The sequence below is a fragment of the Acidianus sp. HS-5 genome (assembly GCF_021655615.1).
Taxonomy (GTDB): Archaea; Thermoproteota; Thermoprotei_A; order Sulfolobales; family Sulfolobaceae; genus Acidianus.
Genome location: NZ_AP025245.1, coordinates 194142 through 212208 on the forward strand (window position 1 = coordinate 194142; position 18067 = coordinate 212208).

17 protein-coding genes are annotated in these 18067 nt (G+C 36.9%); 9 read left to right on the forward strand and 8 right to left on the reverse strand.

Annotated elements, in window-relative coordinates; all coding sequences use genetic code 11:
• Positions 1–61: 61 nt before the first annotated feature.
• Together HS5_RS01125 and HS5_RS01130 are read right to left on the reverse strand one after the other, a co-directional pair.
• Positions 62–388, reverse strand: coding sequence for a DsrE family protein (locus HS5_RS01125; RefSeq protein ID WP_236752250.1), 327 nt, complete (start codon positions 386–388; stop codon positions 62–64).
• A complete protein-coding gene (locus tag HS5_RS01130; protein ID WP_236752251.1) occupies positions 388–744 on the reverse strand; it encodes a hypothetical protein in 357 nt (118 codons plus the stop codon). The genes HS5_RS01125 and HS5_RS01130 overlap by 1 nt, the downstream gene beginning before the upstream one ends.
• Before the next feature lie 486 nt (positions 745–1230).
• On the opposite strand from HS5_RS01130, the gene HS5_RS01135 reads away from it, so the two are divergent.
• Positions 1231–2904, forward strand: coding sequence for a thiamine pyrophosphate-binding protein (locus tag HS5_RS01135; protein ID WP_236752252.1), 1674 nt, complete (start codon positions 1231–1233; stop codon positions 2902–2904).
• A 178-nt stretch (positions 2905–3082) separates the two neighbouring features.
• Entirely contained in the window at positions 3083–3310 is a 228-nt protein-coding gene (locus HS5_RS01140) for an AbrB/MazE/SpoVT family DNA-binding domain-containing protein (protein ID WP_236752253.1), read from the forward strand.
• A 119-nt stretch (positions 3311–3429) separates the two neighbouring features.
• On the opposite strand, the gene HS5_RS01145 is transcribed toward HS5_RS01140, so the two are convergent.
• On the reverse strand, positions 3430–3618 hold the full coding sequence (locus tag HS5_RS01145) for a hypothetical protein (protein WP_236752254.1): 189 nt from the start codon (positions 3616–3618) through the stop codon (positions 3430–3432).
• A 266-nt stretch (positions 3619–3884) separates the two neighbouring features.
• On the opposite strand from HS5_RS01145, the gene HS5_RS01150 reads away from it, so the two are divergent.
• On the forward strand, positions 3885–5561 hold the full coding sequence (locus tag HS5_RS01150; protein ID WP_236752255.1) for an MFS transporter: 1677 nt from the start codon (positions 3885–3887) through the stop codon (positions 5559–5561).
• Positions 5548–5982: a MarR family transcriptional regulator gene (locus HS5_RS01155; protein ID WP_236752256.1), complete on the forward strand. Its 435-nt coding sequence runs from the start codon at positions 5548–5550 to the stop codon at positions 5980–5982. Before HS5_RS01150 ends, HS5_RS01155 begins: the two co-directional genes overlap by 14 nt.
• A gap of 89 nt (positions 5983–6071) precedes the next feature.
• On the opposite strand, the gene HS5_RS01160 is transcribed toward HS5_RS01155, so the two are convergent.
• From HS5_RS01160 to HS5_RS01170, 3 genes are all read right to left on the reverse strand, one after another.
• Positions 6072–6524: a hypothetical protein gene (locus HS5_RS01160; protein ID WP_236752257.1), complete on the reverse strand. Its 453-nt coding sequence runs from the start codon at positions 6522–6524 to the stop codon at positions 6072–6074.
• 434 nt (positions 6525–6958) lie between these two features.
• The gene (locus tag HS5_RS01165) at positions 6959–7240 is read right to left on the reverse strand and encodes an AAA family ATPase (protein WP_236752258.1); all 282 of its coding nucleotides are present in this window, start codon (positions 7238–7240) and stop codon (positions 6959–6961) included.
• A 376-nt stretch (positions 7241–7616) separates the two neighbouring features.
• Entirely contained in the window at positions 7617–8000 is a 384-nt protein-coding gene (locus HS5_RS01170) for a ribbon-helix-helix protein, CopG family (protein WP_236752259.1), read from the reverse strand.
• A 1484-nt stretch (positions 8001–9484) separates the two neighbouring features.
• Between HS5_RS01170 and HS5_RS01175 the strand changes: the two genes are divergently transcribed.
• Positions 9485–11320, forward strand: a complete 1836-nt coding sequence (locus HS5_RS01175; RefSeq protein WP_236752260.1) for a serine/threonine-protein kinase — start codon at positions 9485–9487, stop codon at positions 11318–11320.
• A 161-nt stretch (positions 11321–11481) separates the two neighbouring features.
• Complete coding sequence (locus HS5_RS01180; RefSeq protein WP_236752261.1) at positions 11482–12729, forward strand: ATP-binding protein; 1248 nt, start codon at positions 11482–11484, stop codon at positions 12727–12729.
• Between the two features lie 709 nt (positions 12730–13438).
• On the opposite strand, the gene crtI is transcribed toward HS5_RS01180, so the two are convergent.
• On the reverse strand, positions 13439–14824 hold the full coding sequence (crtI, locus tag HS5_RS01185; protein WP_236752262.1) for a phytoene desaturase family protein: 1386 nt from the start codon (positions 14822–14824) through the stop codon (positions 13439–13441).
• Positions 14821–15288 carry a sterol desaturase family protein gene (locus HS5_RS01190; RefSeq protein WP_236752263.1) on the reverse strand — a complete coding sequence of 156 codons (468 nt, stop codon included), beginning with the start codon at positions 15286–15288 and terminating at the stop codon, positions 14821–14823. Before HS5_RS01190 ends, crtI begins: the two co-directional genes overlap by 4 nt.
• A gap of 121 nt (positions 15289–15409) precedes the next feature.
• Between HS5_RS01190 and HS5_RS01195 the strand changes: the two genes are divergently transcribed.
• The 3 genes from HS5_RS01195 to HS5_RS01205 are packed head-to-tail and all read left to right on the forward strand — an operon-like array spanning position 15410 to position 17789.
• Positions 15410–16249, forward strand: coding sequence for a phytoene/squalene synthase family protein (locus tag HS5_RS01195; RefSeq protein ID WP_236752264.1), 840 nt, complete (start codon positions 15410–15412; stop codon positions 16247–16249).
• Complete coding sequence (locus HS5_RS01200; protein WP_256445552.1) at positions 16219–16908, forward strand: lycopene cyclase domain-containing protein; 690 nt, start codon at positions 16219–16221, stop codon at positions 16906–16908. The genes HS5_RS01195 and HS5_RS01200 overlap by 31 nt, the downstream gene beginning before the upstream one ends.
• A complete protein-coding gene (locus HS5_RS01205) occupies positions 16896–17789 on the forward strand; it encodes a hypothetical protein (RefSeq protein ID WP_236752265.1) in 894 nt (297 codons plus the stop codon). Before HS5_RS01200 ends, HS5_RS01205 begins: the two co-directional genes overlap by 13 nt.
• Positions 17790–18067 lie beyond the last annotated feature (278 nt).

Consider the following 18067-nt stretch of genomic DNA (forward strand, 5'->3'; position numbering starts at 1 on the left):
ATCCTCTTCGCTATTACAAGAAAAATACTTTTTGATCATATTACTAAAAAGAAAAATATCTTTAAATCGTTATTATCAAGTCCACGTCTCCTACTCCTGCGTAAAAGTCTGGAAAGCAACCTATCTTAGCTTCCTCAATTAAAGAGCCTGCTAGGTTTCTCATGTAAGTACATTGGTCACAGGCTTGTAAGTATATTCCTTTCTCGTGGAGTTTCCTTAACCTTTCTGCAGTATCTGTTCCTTTAGTCAGCATGTAAACGTTATCGTGGACAAAGAATATTCCCTTAACTTCAGCGTTATGTCTCCCTTCCTCTAGCTGAGGGATTGCCATGTTCACTAAGATATACTGAGCTAGGTTAGTTAACGCAATATAAGCAATCTTCTTCATTACGATATCCTCTCAAAGACTTCGTAAACCAAGTTCTTCACGTCTTCAGTTAGTCTGTAACCTCTTATCTCGCTCAGTTTTTCTATTGCCTCTCTATAGTTCTTCACTTCTCCGTTGTTTATCCATTCGCATATTGCCTCCAAAGCGATCTTTGTAGTAAAGCAGGACGGAGAATAATACCTTACGTCTATTTTTCCTCCTTCCTTCTTCCAGAATATTTGTACCGTACCTTTTGGCGTTTTTATAATATCAACGTTGTATCCTTCCAGGTTTCTTCCTACGTATTTTTGGTTCATTAGGAAATCTGAGGCTGAAACTCTTTTTCTTGGGTTACAACAGTCGTCAAATTCTTTCATTTAGGGTCACCCTAAATACTACTCTAAGGTATAAAAACTTTACTATAAAAAGTTTGAATATGAGGCTAATACTCGATAATTATCCTACTGGTAAGTTATAATATTTTGAACAATGTATAAGTTGTATTAAGGGACTTTTAAACTCTACATAGATATTTATTTGCTTCTTAGGTAGTTAGCTAAGACTGATTCCTTCCTCTAGCTTAAACTAGCTCACAAGGTATAAAGTGCAGTAATATCCATGAATAAGATTCCCTACTAAGCAAAAAGGTTAATTAATGTTATTAACTTCTTTATCCTAGCTTTCTTTAGTCTCCCTAAGCTAGGATTTCATCAAACATGGATAAATAGTCTACCTAAATCAAAGAAGATCTTATTTCTGGTTATAATAATTAAATTTTTAATTTTATCGAAATATTCGAGTATTTATACTGTAAAAGTATGATTATAAATTACGAATATTACTTCCTTCGCGTTTAATTGTATATGCCATCTGTCGCAGAAGTAATAGTAAAAGTTTTAGAAGACGAAGGAATAGAGAGAATTTACGGAATTCCAGGAGATTCAATAGATCCGTTAGTAGATGCAATAAGAAGGTCAAAGAAAATAAAATACATTCAAACAAGGCATGAAGAAGGTGCAGCTTTTGAGGCATCTGTAGAGGCAAAAATAACTCATAAGCCATCAGCGTGCATGGGGACTTCCGGACCAGGTTCAATTCACTTATTGAACGGACTTTACGATGCAAAGATGGACCACGCACCGGTAATAGCGTTTACTGGACAAGTAGAAAGCGATATGATAGGCAGGGACTACTTTCAAGAAGTTAACTTAACTAGACTCTTCGACGACGTGGCAGTATTTAACCAAATATTAGTAAATCCTGAAAGCGCAGAATACATTGTTAGGAGAGCTATAAGGGAAGCTAGGAGTAAAAGAGGCGTTGCTCACATTAATTTACCGGTAGATATTCTTAGGAAAGATGCTAAATACGAGGAGAGTAAACAAACGCTAACTCCAGAGGTAAGCTATTTACCGGATTTCTCTAAGGCTGTTGAAATGATAAATGAGAGTAAAAAGCCCGTTATCATGATAGGAGGAGGAGCAAGGGGATCTGCAAAGGAAATTAACGACTTTGCGGAAAAGATAGGTGCACCGGTAATTCATGCACTTAACGGCAAGGGTGTCCTGTCAGACAGCGACCCTAAAGTTATGGGTGGTCTAGGTCTTCTGGGGACAAAGCCTTCAGTAAAAGCGATTGACAACGCAGATTTACTGATTTTGCTCGGAACGTCTTTCCCTTACGTTAATTTCCTACCAAGTGGAGTTAAAGTGATCCAAGTAGACGTGGATGAAGCAAATATAGGTAAAAGGATACCGGTAGATTTAGCTTTTCCAGTACCTGTAAAGGACTTCCTAAGGATAAACGAGAAGGTAAATGAGAAGGAGGAGAAATATTACGAGAATATGAAGGAAAGTAAGGAAGATTGGTTAAAAGAGCTTTCAGAACAGGAAAACGATTTATCTAAACCGATGAAACCTCAGAGAGTAGCATATCTAGTTTCTCAAAAATGCGATAAGGACGCAACAGTAGTAACTGATGTAGGTAATGTAACTATGTGGACTGCAAGGAATTTCAGGGCTTCCGGTGAACAAGTTTTTGCCTTTTCCTCATGGTTGGGTTCTATGGGGATCGGAATTCCTGGAGGAATAGGAGCTTACTTTGCGAGAGGGAAGCAAACTATAGTCTTTGCAGGAGATGGAGGTTTTACAATGACAATGATGGAGTTAATAACTGCAAAGAAGTATAATGTACCGCTTAAAGTCGTGGCTTATAATAATTCTAAACTAGGTATGATAAAGTTTGAGCAGGAAGTAATGGGATATCCGGAATGGGGAGTAGACCTTTACAACCCTGACTTCGTGAAAATAGCTGAGGCCGTTGGGTTTAAAGGATATAGGATGGAAGACCCTAAAGACGAAAGCGTTATAGACGAATTCCTTAATACTGAAGGAGGAGCAATACTGGAGGCAGTAGTTAATCCTGACGAGAGGCCTATGCCACCTAAGCTAACGTTTAAGCAAGCCGAAGGTTATGTATTGTCTATATTTAGAGAAAAATGGATTGAAATCACCGAAGATAAAAGTAGTAAAAGATGATGGTTGTTGTATGTCTTTTAAATAAATTTTTTTGTAAGATTTATGTGAGAGTAATACAATCCGAATATAATTACAACGTATATATTTTAATTGATATAAAAAGATATTTGTATGATACAATTTTGTCTTAGTAAGGAAAAATCCAACTTTATATTTGAGAGTATAAAAATGGGAATATATGAGGGACGAATACGACATTACAGTAGATGAGAGAGGAAGGATTACTATACCTAAAGAAGTTAGGGAGCAAATTAAAGTTAGAAAATTTAGACTAAAAGTTGAGCAAGGTAAAATAATCTTAAAACCAGTTAGTTCTAACCCTGAAAAATATTATGGAATTTTCAGGAAAGATATTGGAAATATCGACATAGACAAAGTATTTGAGGAAACTTTATTAAAGGAATGAAAGGTATTTTGATGTAAATATCTTTGTATATTATTTAGTTGGCGATAGCAATTTAGGTCCTATAGCTAAAAAGTGGCTATACGAGACAAGCAACGAGTATACTTCAATAATAACACCTTTCATAACTTCGATAGTCTTGAGTAAGTTATTAAATCGTTAAAAGACTCCTCTTTCATCAAGACAGTCATTGACGCATTTAGGGCTCTGGATATTAATTTTATAGATATGCCATCTTGGAATGACATACTTAGGACTATGGACAAATATAAACTAGATTTGGAAGACTCGATACATATAACTACAGCCATTAAAAATAACCTATAAATTATAAGTAATGATGAAGAATTAAAGAGAAAGGTAAATGTAAAATTTTAAATTTGGTTTATCTCCTTTTACGTCTGCTTTATCATATACTTTTGTAGATATTAAGTATCAAGTATTAAATTAAAAGTGAGTAGACCTATATCAAAATGGGCAGACCTTATTAAAACTTCACAAGGCTTATTCTTTAAAAAGTTTTGTATCTAAAAGTTTGATTCCAAAACATTAAATAGTTAATAATCAAGATAAACTCATGGAGTACAAGTGGGTTACCTTAAGTAACACAACAGTAGGAATTTTAATGGCAACGATAAACGGCACAATTACTATTATCTCCCTTCCTGCAATATTTAGAGGAATTGACATAAACCCCCTCACTTCATTCCAGTATTTATTATGGATACTAATGGGATATAACATAGTAACTGCTACACTCCTAGTATCATTTGGAAGGCTTTCAGACATGTACGGTAGAGTTAGGTTGTATAATTTAGGTTTCTTAATTTTCACGATAGGGTCAATACTTTTGTCATTAACTCCCAATATGGGAGACTTAGGCGCAATGGAGCTAATAATATTCAGAATAATCCAAGGAATAGGAGGAGCCTTCCTTATGGCAAATAGTGCTGCAATTCTAACAGACGCATTCCCCTATAACGAAAGGGGAAAGGCTTTAGGGATAAACCAAATAGCTGGACTAGCAGGCTCATTGATAGGACTAATTCTAGGAGGTATCCTTTCTGTAATAAACTGGAGATACGTATTCTTAGTAAGCGTACCAGTAGGTATATTCGGGACTATTTGGAGTTACACTAAGCTTAAGGAATTATCTAAACCTAGCAGGAACGAAGGGCTGGACATCGCTGGAAACGTGATTTTCGGTCTTGGGCTTATATTAATATTAATAGGAGTAACTTACGGTCTAATGCCGTACGGAAGTTCACAAACCGGTTGGGGAGATCCTTGGGTTATAGCTTCAATGGTAAGCGGTGCTGGACTACTGGTTGCGTTCCCATTTGTTGAAAGGAGAGTAAAATACCCAATGTTCAGGATGGAGCTCTTTAAGATAAGGATGTTTGCTGCAGGTAACTTTGCAAGTATGTTAAGATCTTTTGCTTACGGCGGGTTAATGATTATGATAATAATCTTCCTGCAAGGTATATGGTTACCCCTTCATGGAGTACCTTACTGTCAAACCCCCTTCTGGGCTGGAATATATACTATACCTCTAATGTTAGGATTCGTAACAATGGGGCCAATAAGCGGTTGGCTTTCCGACAGACATGGTGCAAGAGTGTTAGCTACTTTAGGAATGGTAATCGTGGGCATAGGTTTTTTAGCGCTTACTACCCTTCCTTACAATTTCAGCTATCCAGAGTTTGCATTAATAATATTCTTTATGGGTTTAGGCAACGGAATGTTTGCTTCTCCTAATACTGCGTCAATAATGAACAGCGTACCTGCAAAGTATAGGGGAGTTGCCTCAGGAATGAGGGCAACATTGCAGAACAGCGGGCAGACCGCAAGTATAGCTCTCTTCTTTACAATAGTCATATTGTCTCTTTCCGTAGCACTGCCTCACTCCTTAACTCAAGCGGTAACACAAGCAGGAGCACCACAGTTAACTCCTCTTGTCCAGAAAGTCCCTGTTACCGGGGCATTGTTTGCGGCTTTCTTAGGTTATGACCCAGTAAAATCAATACTGTCTACTTTACCTCAGAACGTCCTTTCTACGATACCACCTTCAGCAATAGCTACTATGGAGCAGAGAACCTGGTTCCCCACAGCGATAGCCCCAGCCTTTATGTCTGCTTTAAGAGATGCATTTTACGTTGGTGCAATAATGTCATTCATTGCTGCAATAACTTCAGCACTTAGAGGGAGGATTCAAATAGCTGATTTAGAAGGTGATAGAAGTGTTAAAAGCTGAGGAAGATATACAAGTCTTCAGTACAATAGCTAAGATTTACAGGGCAATGCAGAGGGAATTAAACAGGCGTTTAGAAAGCTTAAACATAACTTACCTAGACTTTCTAATTTTAAAAGCTACGAATGAAGGACCTATAACTATGGTCGGGCTGTCTAAAAGGTTTTACGTTACACAGTCCGCAATTACTTCTGCCGTAGATAGGCTTGAAAGCCAACATTTAGTCGAGAGGAAGAGGAGCGTAGAAGATAGGAGAGTAGTTGTCATTTCAATAACTCCTAAAGGAAAGAAGGTATTTGAGGAAGGGGTTAAAATATATAAGGAATTAGCATCTGAAATCCTTGAAGGAATGGATGGGCTTGACAAAGTGTTAGTGGGGCTTAATAAAATCCTTGAAAGAATAAATGAGATTGAATCTAAATGATTTTTGTCAGATGTTAAAGAGTATAGGAGAAGGTAATTCGCTAACATAGAGTGTTAGATAATTAAAGTCATAAGGAGGGAAAACCCAAATCAATCTGCACTCCTTTTTCTCACTTCTTCTGCGATTTCTAACAACTCTTTAGGACCTATACTTAAGTCACTAATTTCTTCAGGTTTTTCCTTTAAACTAACTAGCCCTACTTTTTCCGCAACCTTACTCATCCTTTTTATAGCCTCCTTAGCTTCTCCTCTGGTTATTTCTCCCATTTTTACCTCAAATGCCCAGATGGGTTTCTTCTTTTTAACTATCACCACGTCAATGTCCTCCTTAGGAGAGTAATATAGCACTCCGCCAAAATATTTTGCTAATAACTCACCTACACTAAATTGCACTTCTCTCCCTATAGGCAACTCGTTTACCTTTACGTCTAGTTCGGAAACTCTATACTTAGCTTCGGCATATAAAGCTAAGGAGAGCTGAGGGGAATAAACCTTATAGTAATTTTCCTTGGAGAGCGTAGGAATCTTCTGTACAAGTCCCATCTTAACCAGTTTATTAACCATTGAGGAGATTGTCCCTTTCCCTCCTTTAGGTTGTATAATTCCTGTAATTTCTGAAGTTTTCCAAACGCCCTCTCCTAGAAGGAGTAACGTCTTGTAATATATTTCACTTAACTGCCTTTCTTCCTCTTTAAATACCTCTCCTATTAGCCCCTTTGAAACTAAGGAAAGTTCTTTTATCTTCCTAACAAAGTCGTTATAACTGTCTATAATAAGGAATTATCCAAGGGTCTCTGTAAAGCACTGAAAGAAGGGGGTCTCTTAACTGTGAAAGAACGTTCTCATAAGATATTATCCCTATTTCCATGGGCAGAAATAATCCAAGGAGTGGGGGCTATTCCTATCAAATACCTTGTTAACTATTCCGTAACTAGAAGCCACAAGTACTAGAGTCCCTTCCCTTTTCCAATTGCTTATTATGCTCCAGTATACCTCGGCAATCTTTGGAATTCATCGATTACTGCAGTACCTCCCTTAGACAGAGTTGATTTTACCTCCTTCATAACGTCGTCTATTTTCATTATATTATCGTTAAGGTCTATTGCGTTGTTAGAGTCAGCTATTAATGCGTAAAAGTCCATTTTTAGGTTGTTTTTTATAAGCGTTGTCTTTCCGGTTTTTCTCCTTCCGTAAACTAAAGTCCAACTGTTAATGTTCCTTATTTTCTCTTCTTCTCGTCTTCTAAGATATAGTCTCATAGGACTAGTCTATAAGGTTTAAGAATTTAATTGAGGATTTTTCTACTAACGGTGCTAAGTGAGTACTCACAAATACAAGACTCAGTATAATTTTGTTTATATACATACTTCCAGAGCTTTGACGCTCTTTTTAGAACTTTAAGACCTGTTAAGCCCTTTCCTCGGTGAAAAAACGTAAGCCTTTACTTTTTACTGTTTAATTCTATTATAAATAGAGGTTTTTATAGCTATATTACCGTTTAATGTCCTAAATCTGAACCAAGACTCTTTTGGTAGCTCTCCATCTTGGAATTATAGTTTGTAGAAGTAAGTAAAATAGCTCGGGAACCCGTTTCTCAAAATAATGTTGAACTTTTCTCCTAATACGTTGTAAAGCTTAAGGGAAAGGCTTTTCGGCTTTAATTATAGCGATAAACTTCCTCCTATCCATTCTCTTATCTTCACTTGGATTAAATACTATAGCCTGTGATACATTAAGGCTCTTAAGTGTGTTCCTAACTTCATCTAAGGTATCAAATGCTCCTATAAACTGGCCTTTAGCTATAACTACGTATTTATTCCAATATTTAGATAAAATCTCTTTCTTCATATTCTCAAAGACACGATTATTAATTTCCCTTTCGTCGTCGTCTCTAGCTTTGTTTAGCCATAAATCTATAGCCTGCTCTATTGCTTCTGACAGAGTTAATCCTCTCCTTATTGCCTCAGCCTTAAATTCCCTCAGTTTCTCCTCATTAATCCTCTTTATGACTAAAGTCACCTATTTCACCTAGTTTATCTAGGTAATATAGGTTAAAAGCTAATGTGTATATATTTCGTAACCAAACTTTTTTAGATATGTTAAGGCAATCAAACAAGTATGCACTTCAGTAAATTTCTCGTAATACTATATAGTTTATTGTTCTTTCTTGTCATCTTTTCTTCTTTATTTCGTGAAAAATTTTAACTAATTTTTCTCATTCACTGAAATCTTTTCATATAATGATCGCGATAAGTATATATAATTAGTTTAAAAACAATTAATGTGAAGCTAAGTATAAAATTCTGCAATTAGGGTGAAGTCATTGTTAAGATCCGTAATTCTGATTGTTGCATTAGCAATAATAATCCTTGACGGGCTCATTAATTTCATTCCCTTAGCTTATTACTATTTTATCCTATGTCCTTCATACCCTCTTTATAAGATTAATAAAGGGGCTTATTTTACTTATGACATCTCCTGGGCATGTATTGAATTGACATGGAGGACAGGAGAAAACATTACTAAAACTTTAGAGATTTGTACTAGAGGTAAAGGAATCATAGTAAATATTACGGACGTGGGTAATTGTGAGTACAATATTACATTGTGCGGAAGACTATTTACGTGTCTCGTGACTGACCACTGTAAACGTAATGCAGTAGCAAATTATTATATACTGAATTCACAATTTACACTCCCCTCACCATCTCCTATAATTAAAATGCTCTTCATCAACTCAAGTTGTACTAAGATTACGCTAGGTAATTATACACTACAGTTATCAGGTAATTTACCTAGATCGTGTTCAATATTTCCTTCAATTATTACCAAACAGCTCTCATATCGTACTAACTCTGTTACAGTTAAATATTTAGTACTTGCAAGTTGCCAAAAGACACTTGACTGTTTATACATTTCGTGTAACTCAAATTTCCTTGTATATGAATACGTTAATTCGATACTCTGTTTCTTTAGCCACGTAACACCTTACAAGGCATTAAGTAATGCTACAATTAGCTCTGTTAGCCTAATGTTATTTTTAGAACATAGTGACGTAAAGCCTTACGATATTTTATGCGTCTCTTCTTCCGCATTTATACCGCTCATGATAAGTGCCGTGCTAATAATAATATACATAAAAACCTCCCCTGACTTGTTCCATCGCTTCTCTCGTAGATTTTAGTTTTATGATTGAAAACTCATGACATAGTTATAAGAACTCTAAGTATAGTAAGTAATACTATCTTACTCAGTCAGTATCGTGCAAAATTCTAATAATGAACAACACTATAAGACAGATACTCAATTTTTACCAAGATGCAAAACTTACTTTTAATTATGAAATTTAATAAAAACTCTGCTTAGTATCTAAACAAAGTAGGGATTTAAGTTTTATTGAATTTTCATTAATTTACATAATCCTCAGCCCTTGGGCATATCTTGGAAGTTTTCAAGCATGAAATTTCGTAAATATTAAATGTTGTACCACAAAATTATATTGAATGATATCAGTAAAATCGATTATTGCTGAAGGGAAAAGATACTTCTGCCTAAAGGAGTACTATAATGCTTACTATACTTTCAATTCAGCAATAAACTTATTCCCCGGAAGTGAGGAGTCGTCAACTCCGGAAGGAAAGTATGTTTATGCCGACGCATTACGTTGGAAGGCTATTACTGAGATAAAACTAGGAATGTTAGATGACGCGATTTACACTTTCAATAGCCTATTGCAGAAATTAGGTAAAAATACTCCTGAAGTAATTTATTACCTATCATTAGCTAGATATTACTATTCCTTCTTCCTCATTGACAAGAGAGAGCTGACGCTAAGGTCAGCTCTAGGTGACTTAAGGGCTATTTTGCCCTCTGTGCAGGTAGATAAGGACAAGTTTTTAGCACTAATGGCTTTAATTTATGCAGAATTAGACGATCTTGGTAACGCTTCAAACCTACTTACTGGGAATAGCGTAGTTTTGAACATTGCAAGGGCACATGTATATAGGAAGAAGTGGTGGTTAACTAAAGCTGAATTGGAAATAGACCAAATTCTGCAATATGAACCAGATAACGTTGACGCACTACTAGAAAAGTCCTTAATTTTACGTCAAGATAGGAAATATGCAGAGGCATTAGCGGTTTTAGACAACATACTTAATAACGTTGAGCCTACTAACATATTAGCTGTTCTCTTCAAGGCAGAAGTTCTAGAGACTGTAGGAAGGATAAAAGAGGCGTTCTCCCTCTATACAAGGATAGATAGGACGCTTTACAGTCCATTAGTTAAGTCAAAACTTAGCAAACTGGCTCCTTCATCGCAAACATCACCTACAGTGCCTCAAAGTTCTCCGCAAGTGTTTCCCCAGACTCACTCAAAGCTTTTAGTTCCTGCAAGGTTAAAGGCGTGGGATCCTAAGGTTTGGATTGGAAAGAGGTTCTCGATATACGAAGTTAAGGAAGTTTTAGGGGAAGGCGGTAACGGTTATGTAATAAGGGCTGAAACTCCTTCAGGGATAGAGGTTGCAATAAAAGTTCTGAAGATCTATTCCGGAGTCCCCGAGGAATACTTTGATAACCTAATGAACGAGGCAAGTAACCTTTCTTCTCTCTCAAAAAGGCCTAATGTAGTTGAAATATATGCCGTAAATGTGGATAAACTAGTTTTAAGCGAAATAATGTCAGGTAACCTATCATTTTACGAGAGAGACCCTCCTAGAATTGTAATGGAATTCATGAAAGGAGGAACGCTTGGAGATTTGCTTCAGGACGACGTATTCTTTTATTCCTCGAAATGGGAGCACACAGTTTATAGAGCAATATCTACAGTTGCGGAAGCTTTAGATTATATGCACATTTCCGGTTTCGTCCACATGGACGTTAAGCCACAGAACATATTCCTAAGTAAGAAACCTAACGACCCTGATGACTTACAGCGCGTTAATTTTAAGTTGGGAGATCTTGGCAGTGCAATGAGGATCGGGAGTAAGATAACTCAACTTACTGTAGAATATGCACCTCCAGAGGTTTACCTGGATACTGCAAAGCCTTATATTGACACCTTCTCTCTCGGGATAACCATGTACGTACTACTTACTAGGAAAATTGATAGACCGGATTTACAGGAAATGAACGATGCGTTTAGCTGTTTCCAGAAAGGTGACATGAATTGCGTTAAAGAGAAAGTCAAGGTTGCTCAGGCAAAGCTAAAGCTCTGGGATCCTAACGTCCCATCTGAAGTTAAACAATTAATGAGTGCAATGATTAATTCAAACCCTTTAAAGAGACCGGCGTCGATAGAAGTTAGTAAATATTTAAAGAAGGTAATGCATAGTAGTTAGGAAAGTCGTTTTCTTAGTAGTATTTACCAGCATAGAGAATATGTTGCCTTCTTAATCTTTAGATAGTCCTCTTACTCTTTTGCATATGAAAACGCTATATATTATGGGGGAATACACTCCACCAACTTTATTTAGAATTGGGGGAATATATTCCACCAGATATGAACGTTGAAGAAGCAAAAAGGATAGTAGCAGACCAGAAGGACCTTATGGAGGAGAAGATGTTAGCAAATTACGTGGAGAGAGACATACGTAGTGATATATCTAGATATTTTAGTATCCCCAACGTTTTAGCGATACTTGGCGTTAGAAGGAGTGGTAAATCTACCCTTTCCTTGCTGTTCATGAAGAAGCTAAAGGTAAAGTTCGTTTACTTAAATTTTGACGACGAAAGCCTTTACGGAATTAGTTCAAAGGATTTGAGAAGCCTTGAGCAGGCTGTATACGAGGTTTACGGCAGTGATGTAAACTATTTTGTGTTAGACGAAATTCACAATGTCAAAGGTTGGGAACTATTTGTATCTAGATTAAGGGAGACTAAAAGGATCATAGTAACTGGTAGTAATTCTAAGATGCTCTCAGGCGAATTAGCTACAGCGCTGACTGGTAGGCATTCTGACCTCGTTTTGTTTCCTTTTTCTTTCAGAGAGTATTTACGTTTTAAAGGAGAAGGTGAGGAATTACCACTCTCTACAAGGAGGATAGCGGAGGTAAAGAGGGAACTTGATAAGTATCTTGAAGAAGGAGGTTTTCCAGAAGCCCTTGTTATAGGCAAAGACCAGATAGACATAATATATAACGACATCCTATTTAAGGACATAATCTTTAGATACAAGGTAAAGGAGATGGGTAAATTCAAGGACTTTGCAAAGAGTCTCGTATTATATTACTCTACAGAAGTATCATTATCCAGAATAGCTAATACAATTTCCATAGACAAAAAGACTGTAGACCAGTGGGCATATGGACTAGAGAACGCTTATCTTGTTTACTTTTTACCCAGATATGGAGAAAGGCCTAGGGAGAGGCTAACTTTCAGCAAGAAAGTATACTTGGTAGACCCGGGCATTATATCAAGGATAGCAATAAAGGCTAAAGATAAAGGAAGGCTAATTGAAAACGTGGTTTTCCTCAAGTTGGCTAGGGATAACCAGTTAAGGGGGCTCTATTATATTAAGGGAAATAACTTTGAGGTAGATTTTTATGATGAGGTAAACTCCAGACTAGTTCAAGTTACTTATTCTTCAGATAAGGTAGAGGAGAGGGAAATAAATGGGTTATTAAAAGCTGATGAATTAGTAAAAGCTAAGGAGAGGATAATAGTAACCTATGATGTTGAAGGAGTTGAGGAAGTTAATGGAAAAGAGGTGAAAATGATACCTCTCTATAAGTTCTTACTTTTAGAGTAAAACAATAAAAGATTTGTAATCGTCTAATGGGGTGCTATGTACGTCGGGTCATTCAGGTTTATATTGCGAATTCACTATATTTCAAAGACTGTTACGAATTTAATTGAGCAATAACAGTTCGTAAATGGAATTCACGCTTAATCATGTTAACACTTTTATATTTATATTGATCATAAATTACAATTCGCAGTGGAGCCGTGAATCTCCCAGTACTTCAACTTCTCTAGGTGTTAAGTTCATCGGATTTTATTAAATTCTAAATCGACGTTAATTAAAAGTAAGTCAGCCGTTAACTTTGATAAAAATTAAACAATCTCACAAAGCACTATAAAGAAGACACTTACTCTTTACGCTATCTTTCTCACCAAACTTTTCTTACTAAACTATCTCCTTAACAACGTTTAGGCAATCTTCTGCTTCTTCCTTACTTAAACCATATGTAAACTATTGCCCCTTTTTCCCGGCCCTTTCCAGTAAAATTAGCTCACTCCTCCTGGTTCTTACGAATTCCATAATCTCTTCCCATAACGCCTGATTGATAACAGTCTCTTTATTTCGTGCGTCTCTAAATAGGAACTAACTAAAAAGGTGATAGTAGCCTTAACTGCTAATTCTGCAAGTGTGTCATTATTCCAGACGCATTATAAAGTCCTTTAGAAAAAGCGCCCTTCATCAGCCTTGAAGTAATCAATAGATCTTTTGCACATTATTACCGAGGTTCTACCACGTGTTTCTCACTCTCTATTTTCTCAGCAACTATCATTGCAGATATTGTCACCATCGGAACTCCTATGCCAGGCTGGGTGTATTGTCCTACATAAAATAAGTTATCTAAATTCTTGTTCTTCATAGGCAACCTGAAAGGGCCTGTCTGGTCTAAAGTATGGGAAATTCCGAAGGCTGTGCCTTTATACGCATTGTAGTCTGTTTTAAAGTCGGCCGGGGAATAAATCCTTTCAAATTTTACGTCAAATTTACTCCCGGTCTTTTTCTTAAAGTCCTCTATAGCCTTATTAATGTAAAATCTGGAGTCCACGCCATCTAATCCCGGCGATACCGGGATAAGGAACACTAGGTCGTCCCCATTTAAGCTTTTATCTGTAGCTTTCCTATAACTTACATAATAAGACATGTTATTAACGTCTGGAGGAATTCCCTTCCTTATTGAATTAAAATGTTCTTCCCAATTGCCATTTATAAATATTGAGTGGTGGGAAGAATTTACCTCACCTTCAACTCCTAAATAAGCTAAAATAGCTGAAGGGGCAAACTTTTTCCTACTCCAGTTCTGCCTCATATCTGCAGGGAGCAAACTATCCGCATAATGGTAGTCCATGTTGAAAACGAATACGTCACCTTCCTCTACTTTATCCCCTGCAACTACTGAGGTTACTTTCTTATCCTTCACGTTCACCTTATCTACGTTGTAATTAAACTTGAATTCAACTCCCGCCCTTCTGCATGCATTAAATAGCTTTGATACTAAGCCCGCAAAGCCTCCCTTAGGATAATAAACCCCTTTACCGAAAATTGCGTAATTTACCATTGCATATACTGCAGGAACTTCGAAGGGAGAACCTCCTAAAAACACTGCTGAAAACCCTAAAGCCTTTTGCATGAAATCGTCTGTAAAATACCTCCTGTTGAAATTATCCAGACTGTAAAAAATTGGGAACTTCTTCAAGTTCCTTATAATATCTTTGTCCAAAAAATCGATTATTTTCATTTCCTTAAAGAGGAACTTACTCATTGACAGAGAATACATGAATTCGGTATCTTCGAGATATTTTTCCATTCCGGCGTAGTCCTTTGTAAAATCCTCGTGCCTATCGTTCACATATAGAGAGAATAAGGGGTTTACTTCTACAATTTCGGGAGGTTCTTCTCCCACTTCATGGTAGAACTTTTCAAATACCTCAGGCATTAAATACCAAGAAGGGCCCATATCGAAGGAGAATTCGTCTTTAGAAAAACTCCTAGCCCTACCCCCTGGAGAGTCTAGTTTCTCCAGTACTGTAACTTCAAAACCTTTCTTCCTTAAATAAAGTGCGGTAGATAGACCTCCTACCCCAGCACCAACTATGACAACTTTCATCTTCTCTCTCCTTTAACTTCTTCCGGTATCTTATCTATCCCTTTAATTACTAAAAGGAAGCCCCAGTTTCCTCTCCCCTCCTTATGGTGTACGTCGTGGACCAGAATCAGTTCCCTTAAGAACTTATGCCTCATACCCCAAGAGCGTAAATGTAAATGCCTATTATGGATTACCATGTCGTGAACGAAGAAGTACGCAACACCATAAGCTGTCATACCTAGGGCTACGCTTAACGCTATGAGGTTACCGTAAATTAACCAATAAAATATAAGGTATACAGATATCCCCGCGAAAATCAGCCCAAAGGCGTCGTTCTTCTCTATTTCCCTCTGTACAGGTCTGTGATGGTCTTCGTGTATTTTCCATAGAATCCCGTGCATTAAGTACTTATGCATTAACCTAGCTAAGAATTCCATCCCGAAGAATACGGCAACGCTCAACGCTATTAGTTCAACTGTTAACATAAGCTAAAAGAGGCGGGAGTATATATAAGCATATGTTAATTATTTTTTAATGTCCACTTATACGGAAAAGTTAGAAAAATTCTAATACAATTATTTTTAACACCGTTTAACACTTACCCTAATGGAGTCAAATCTTGCAAGAATTTTCAAAAACGCAAGCGTAACTTATTATAATAGTAGTTTATTCTTCCCTGGTCAGGTTAGGGAGGACGTTACAAAGCTTTACGCATTTGTTAGGGTTTTTGATGATCTAGTCGACTCTGTGCCCCAGAGAGTGAAGGAATTTTATGAGCTTAGAGAAAAGTATTACATGGAGTTAGAAGGAAAGCCCAGCGGTAACTTAGTTATCTCCAACTTTGTTGACCTTATGAGGAGGAAGAACTTTAAAGAGGAATGGGTAGAGGCTTTCCTTGACGCCATGGAGAGCGACTTGAGGAAGAAGGTATATTACACTATAGATGAGACCATAAAGTACATGTATGGCTCTGCTGAGGTCGTAGGGTTAATGATGATGAGAGTATTAAACCTCCCTGAGGAGTCATCTTATTACGCCAGGATGTTGGGTAGGGCGATGCAGTACCTCAATTTCATAAGAGATGTTAGGGAAGACCTTGAGATGGAGAGGCAGTATTTACCTGTAAAGGAAATGGAGGAGTTTTCAGTGAATTCCCTTTTAGAATGCAGTGATAACTTTAGGGAATTCATGAGGTTCCAGATAAGGAGGTATTTCGGTTTTCAAGAAGAGGCTGAAAAGGGATATTCTTACATACCTTTGAGGTATTTGATCGCAATAAAGACTGCTGCAGACATGTATAAGTGGACTGCAAGGAGGATTTTGAAAGACCCGTGCATAGTAAACAGGATTAAGGTAAAGCCTAAGAAAAGGAGGATAATAGCTTACGGTGTATATAACTTAGTAGGTGGTTCCGTTTGGAGGTTCATCTCTTTCTACCGCATTTAGCTTATGCTGAGATAGACTCAATGATATTCTTTCCTACTCTCTTCCTTTCACTCAAGGTTAAAAGGAATTATAAAGCCCTACTGTTCTCAATAGGAGTTACTGCACCTATCTTCTTAGTCTGGGACTTCATTGCAACCTGGATAGGCTCATGGAGTTTTAACCCTAAATGGGTCCTTGGGATATACGTAATAGATCTACCGATAGAAGAAGTACTCTTCTTTGTAGTTACTCCTTTTGCAACTCTCTTAATTTACGACTTCCTTAGGACTAAGGTTAAGGACAAAACGTTAAACGCCTTCAGCAGGAGAAACATGATTATCGTTGCTGTAGCATTGCTTTTACTGAGCGTTCTGGCAATAAGGCATTCGTACACTTTCGTAGACTTAATTTATGCCTCACTTTCAATAATTTTCGTAGAGTTTCTTGACGAGGATTTATTTAAATCTAGGAACTACTGGATCTTCCTGCTTTTAACTTACATTCCGTTCCTTGTATTTGATCATTTCCTCACCTCTTTACCGGTCGTAATTTATGGTCATTGTTCAATTATAGGCATAAGGGTATTTAGCATTCCAATTGAGGACTTCATATATTCCTTTTCAATGATGAACTTCTACACTCTTTTTTACAGGAGGGGGAGTAGGATTTGGATAGGATAGAGGAGTTTTTCACTAGTAATAAAGTGAAAGAAGTTGAGAAAATCTATTCCCTCTTTAGCAGGGAAGACATAATACGTTGGATGAAGGAAAGACCCACTGCTAATATGAAAATTTTTGAAGAGGAAGGAGACGAAGAAGTAGTAGTTGTAATTCCTACTGCTGATATTAAAGGAGATAAAGCAAGGGAAAGTTCTAATATTTTTAAAGGATTTAAAAGGGTCTTTGTGGAGAGTAGAGGTCATTTATTCAATTACGCAAAAAGCGTAAACGCTGGGATATTTTACGCGATGAAGTTCTCGCCTAAATGGATAGTTATTTCAAATGATGACGTGCATAAGGTAGACGAACCTTCTAAGCTAAAGAATGAATTATCTACAACAGACAAGGGTTTAGTTTTAGCTAAGCCTTCTAGTTATCATTCATACAAGGTCTCATTGATGAAAGTCGATAAACCAGCATTTATAAAGGTAATGAGACTAGTAGGAAAAATTCTTAGACTACCTCCGGCTGAAGTTTACGGCTATTTGACTCTAAAATACAGTGAAAAGCTCGGAATAAGGACTGTAGTAGTTGTAGACTCAATGATAGGTCCTTTTAAAAAATTCGGGGGAGAAATAGTAGACTCCTTTATGAATGGAGGAAGTTTCATGATACTAAATAGAAGGGTAGTAAAAGGTAAAGTATGTGACGAGACTTTCATTAACGGGTATGAGGACGTTTACCTCTCAATGAAAATGAGGGATGACGTGGAGGTGATAAACTTTAGGATAAGTGAAGATAGGGGTGGAAGTTTGGGCTTTGGTAAACTAAGGTTTTACAGGTCTTATATTAACGAGGTTTACCTCAATTGGGTTTTATGGGGTAAGGATAGTTATTGCTAGTAGTTCTCATAAGGAATATTATATCAGGGGTAAAATATATTGGGCTACCCTTAAATAAGCCTCACTCGACGACGTTCTTTATATAGAGTAAATCGTAGTATAGATAATATTTAGAACGGTACTCTTCAACTCACCTCATTGGTTACGACGTAAATTATCGTTTAAAGAAGGCATTTCTAATCATACTAATAATTTCACTACTTATCGAATAAGATGACTACTTGAGAACGCTACCTATAGGCTAGAGATATATTCGTGAATTGTCTACTAACTAAATG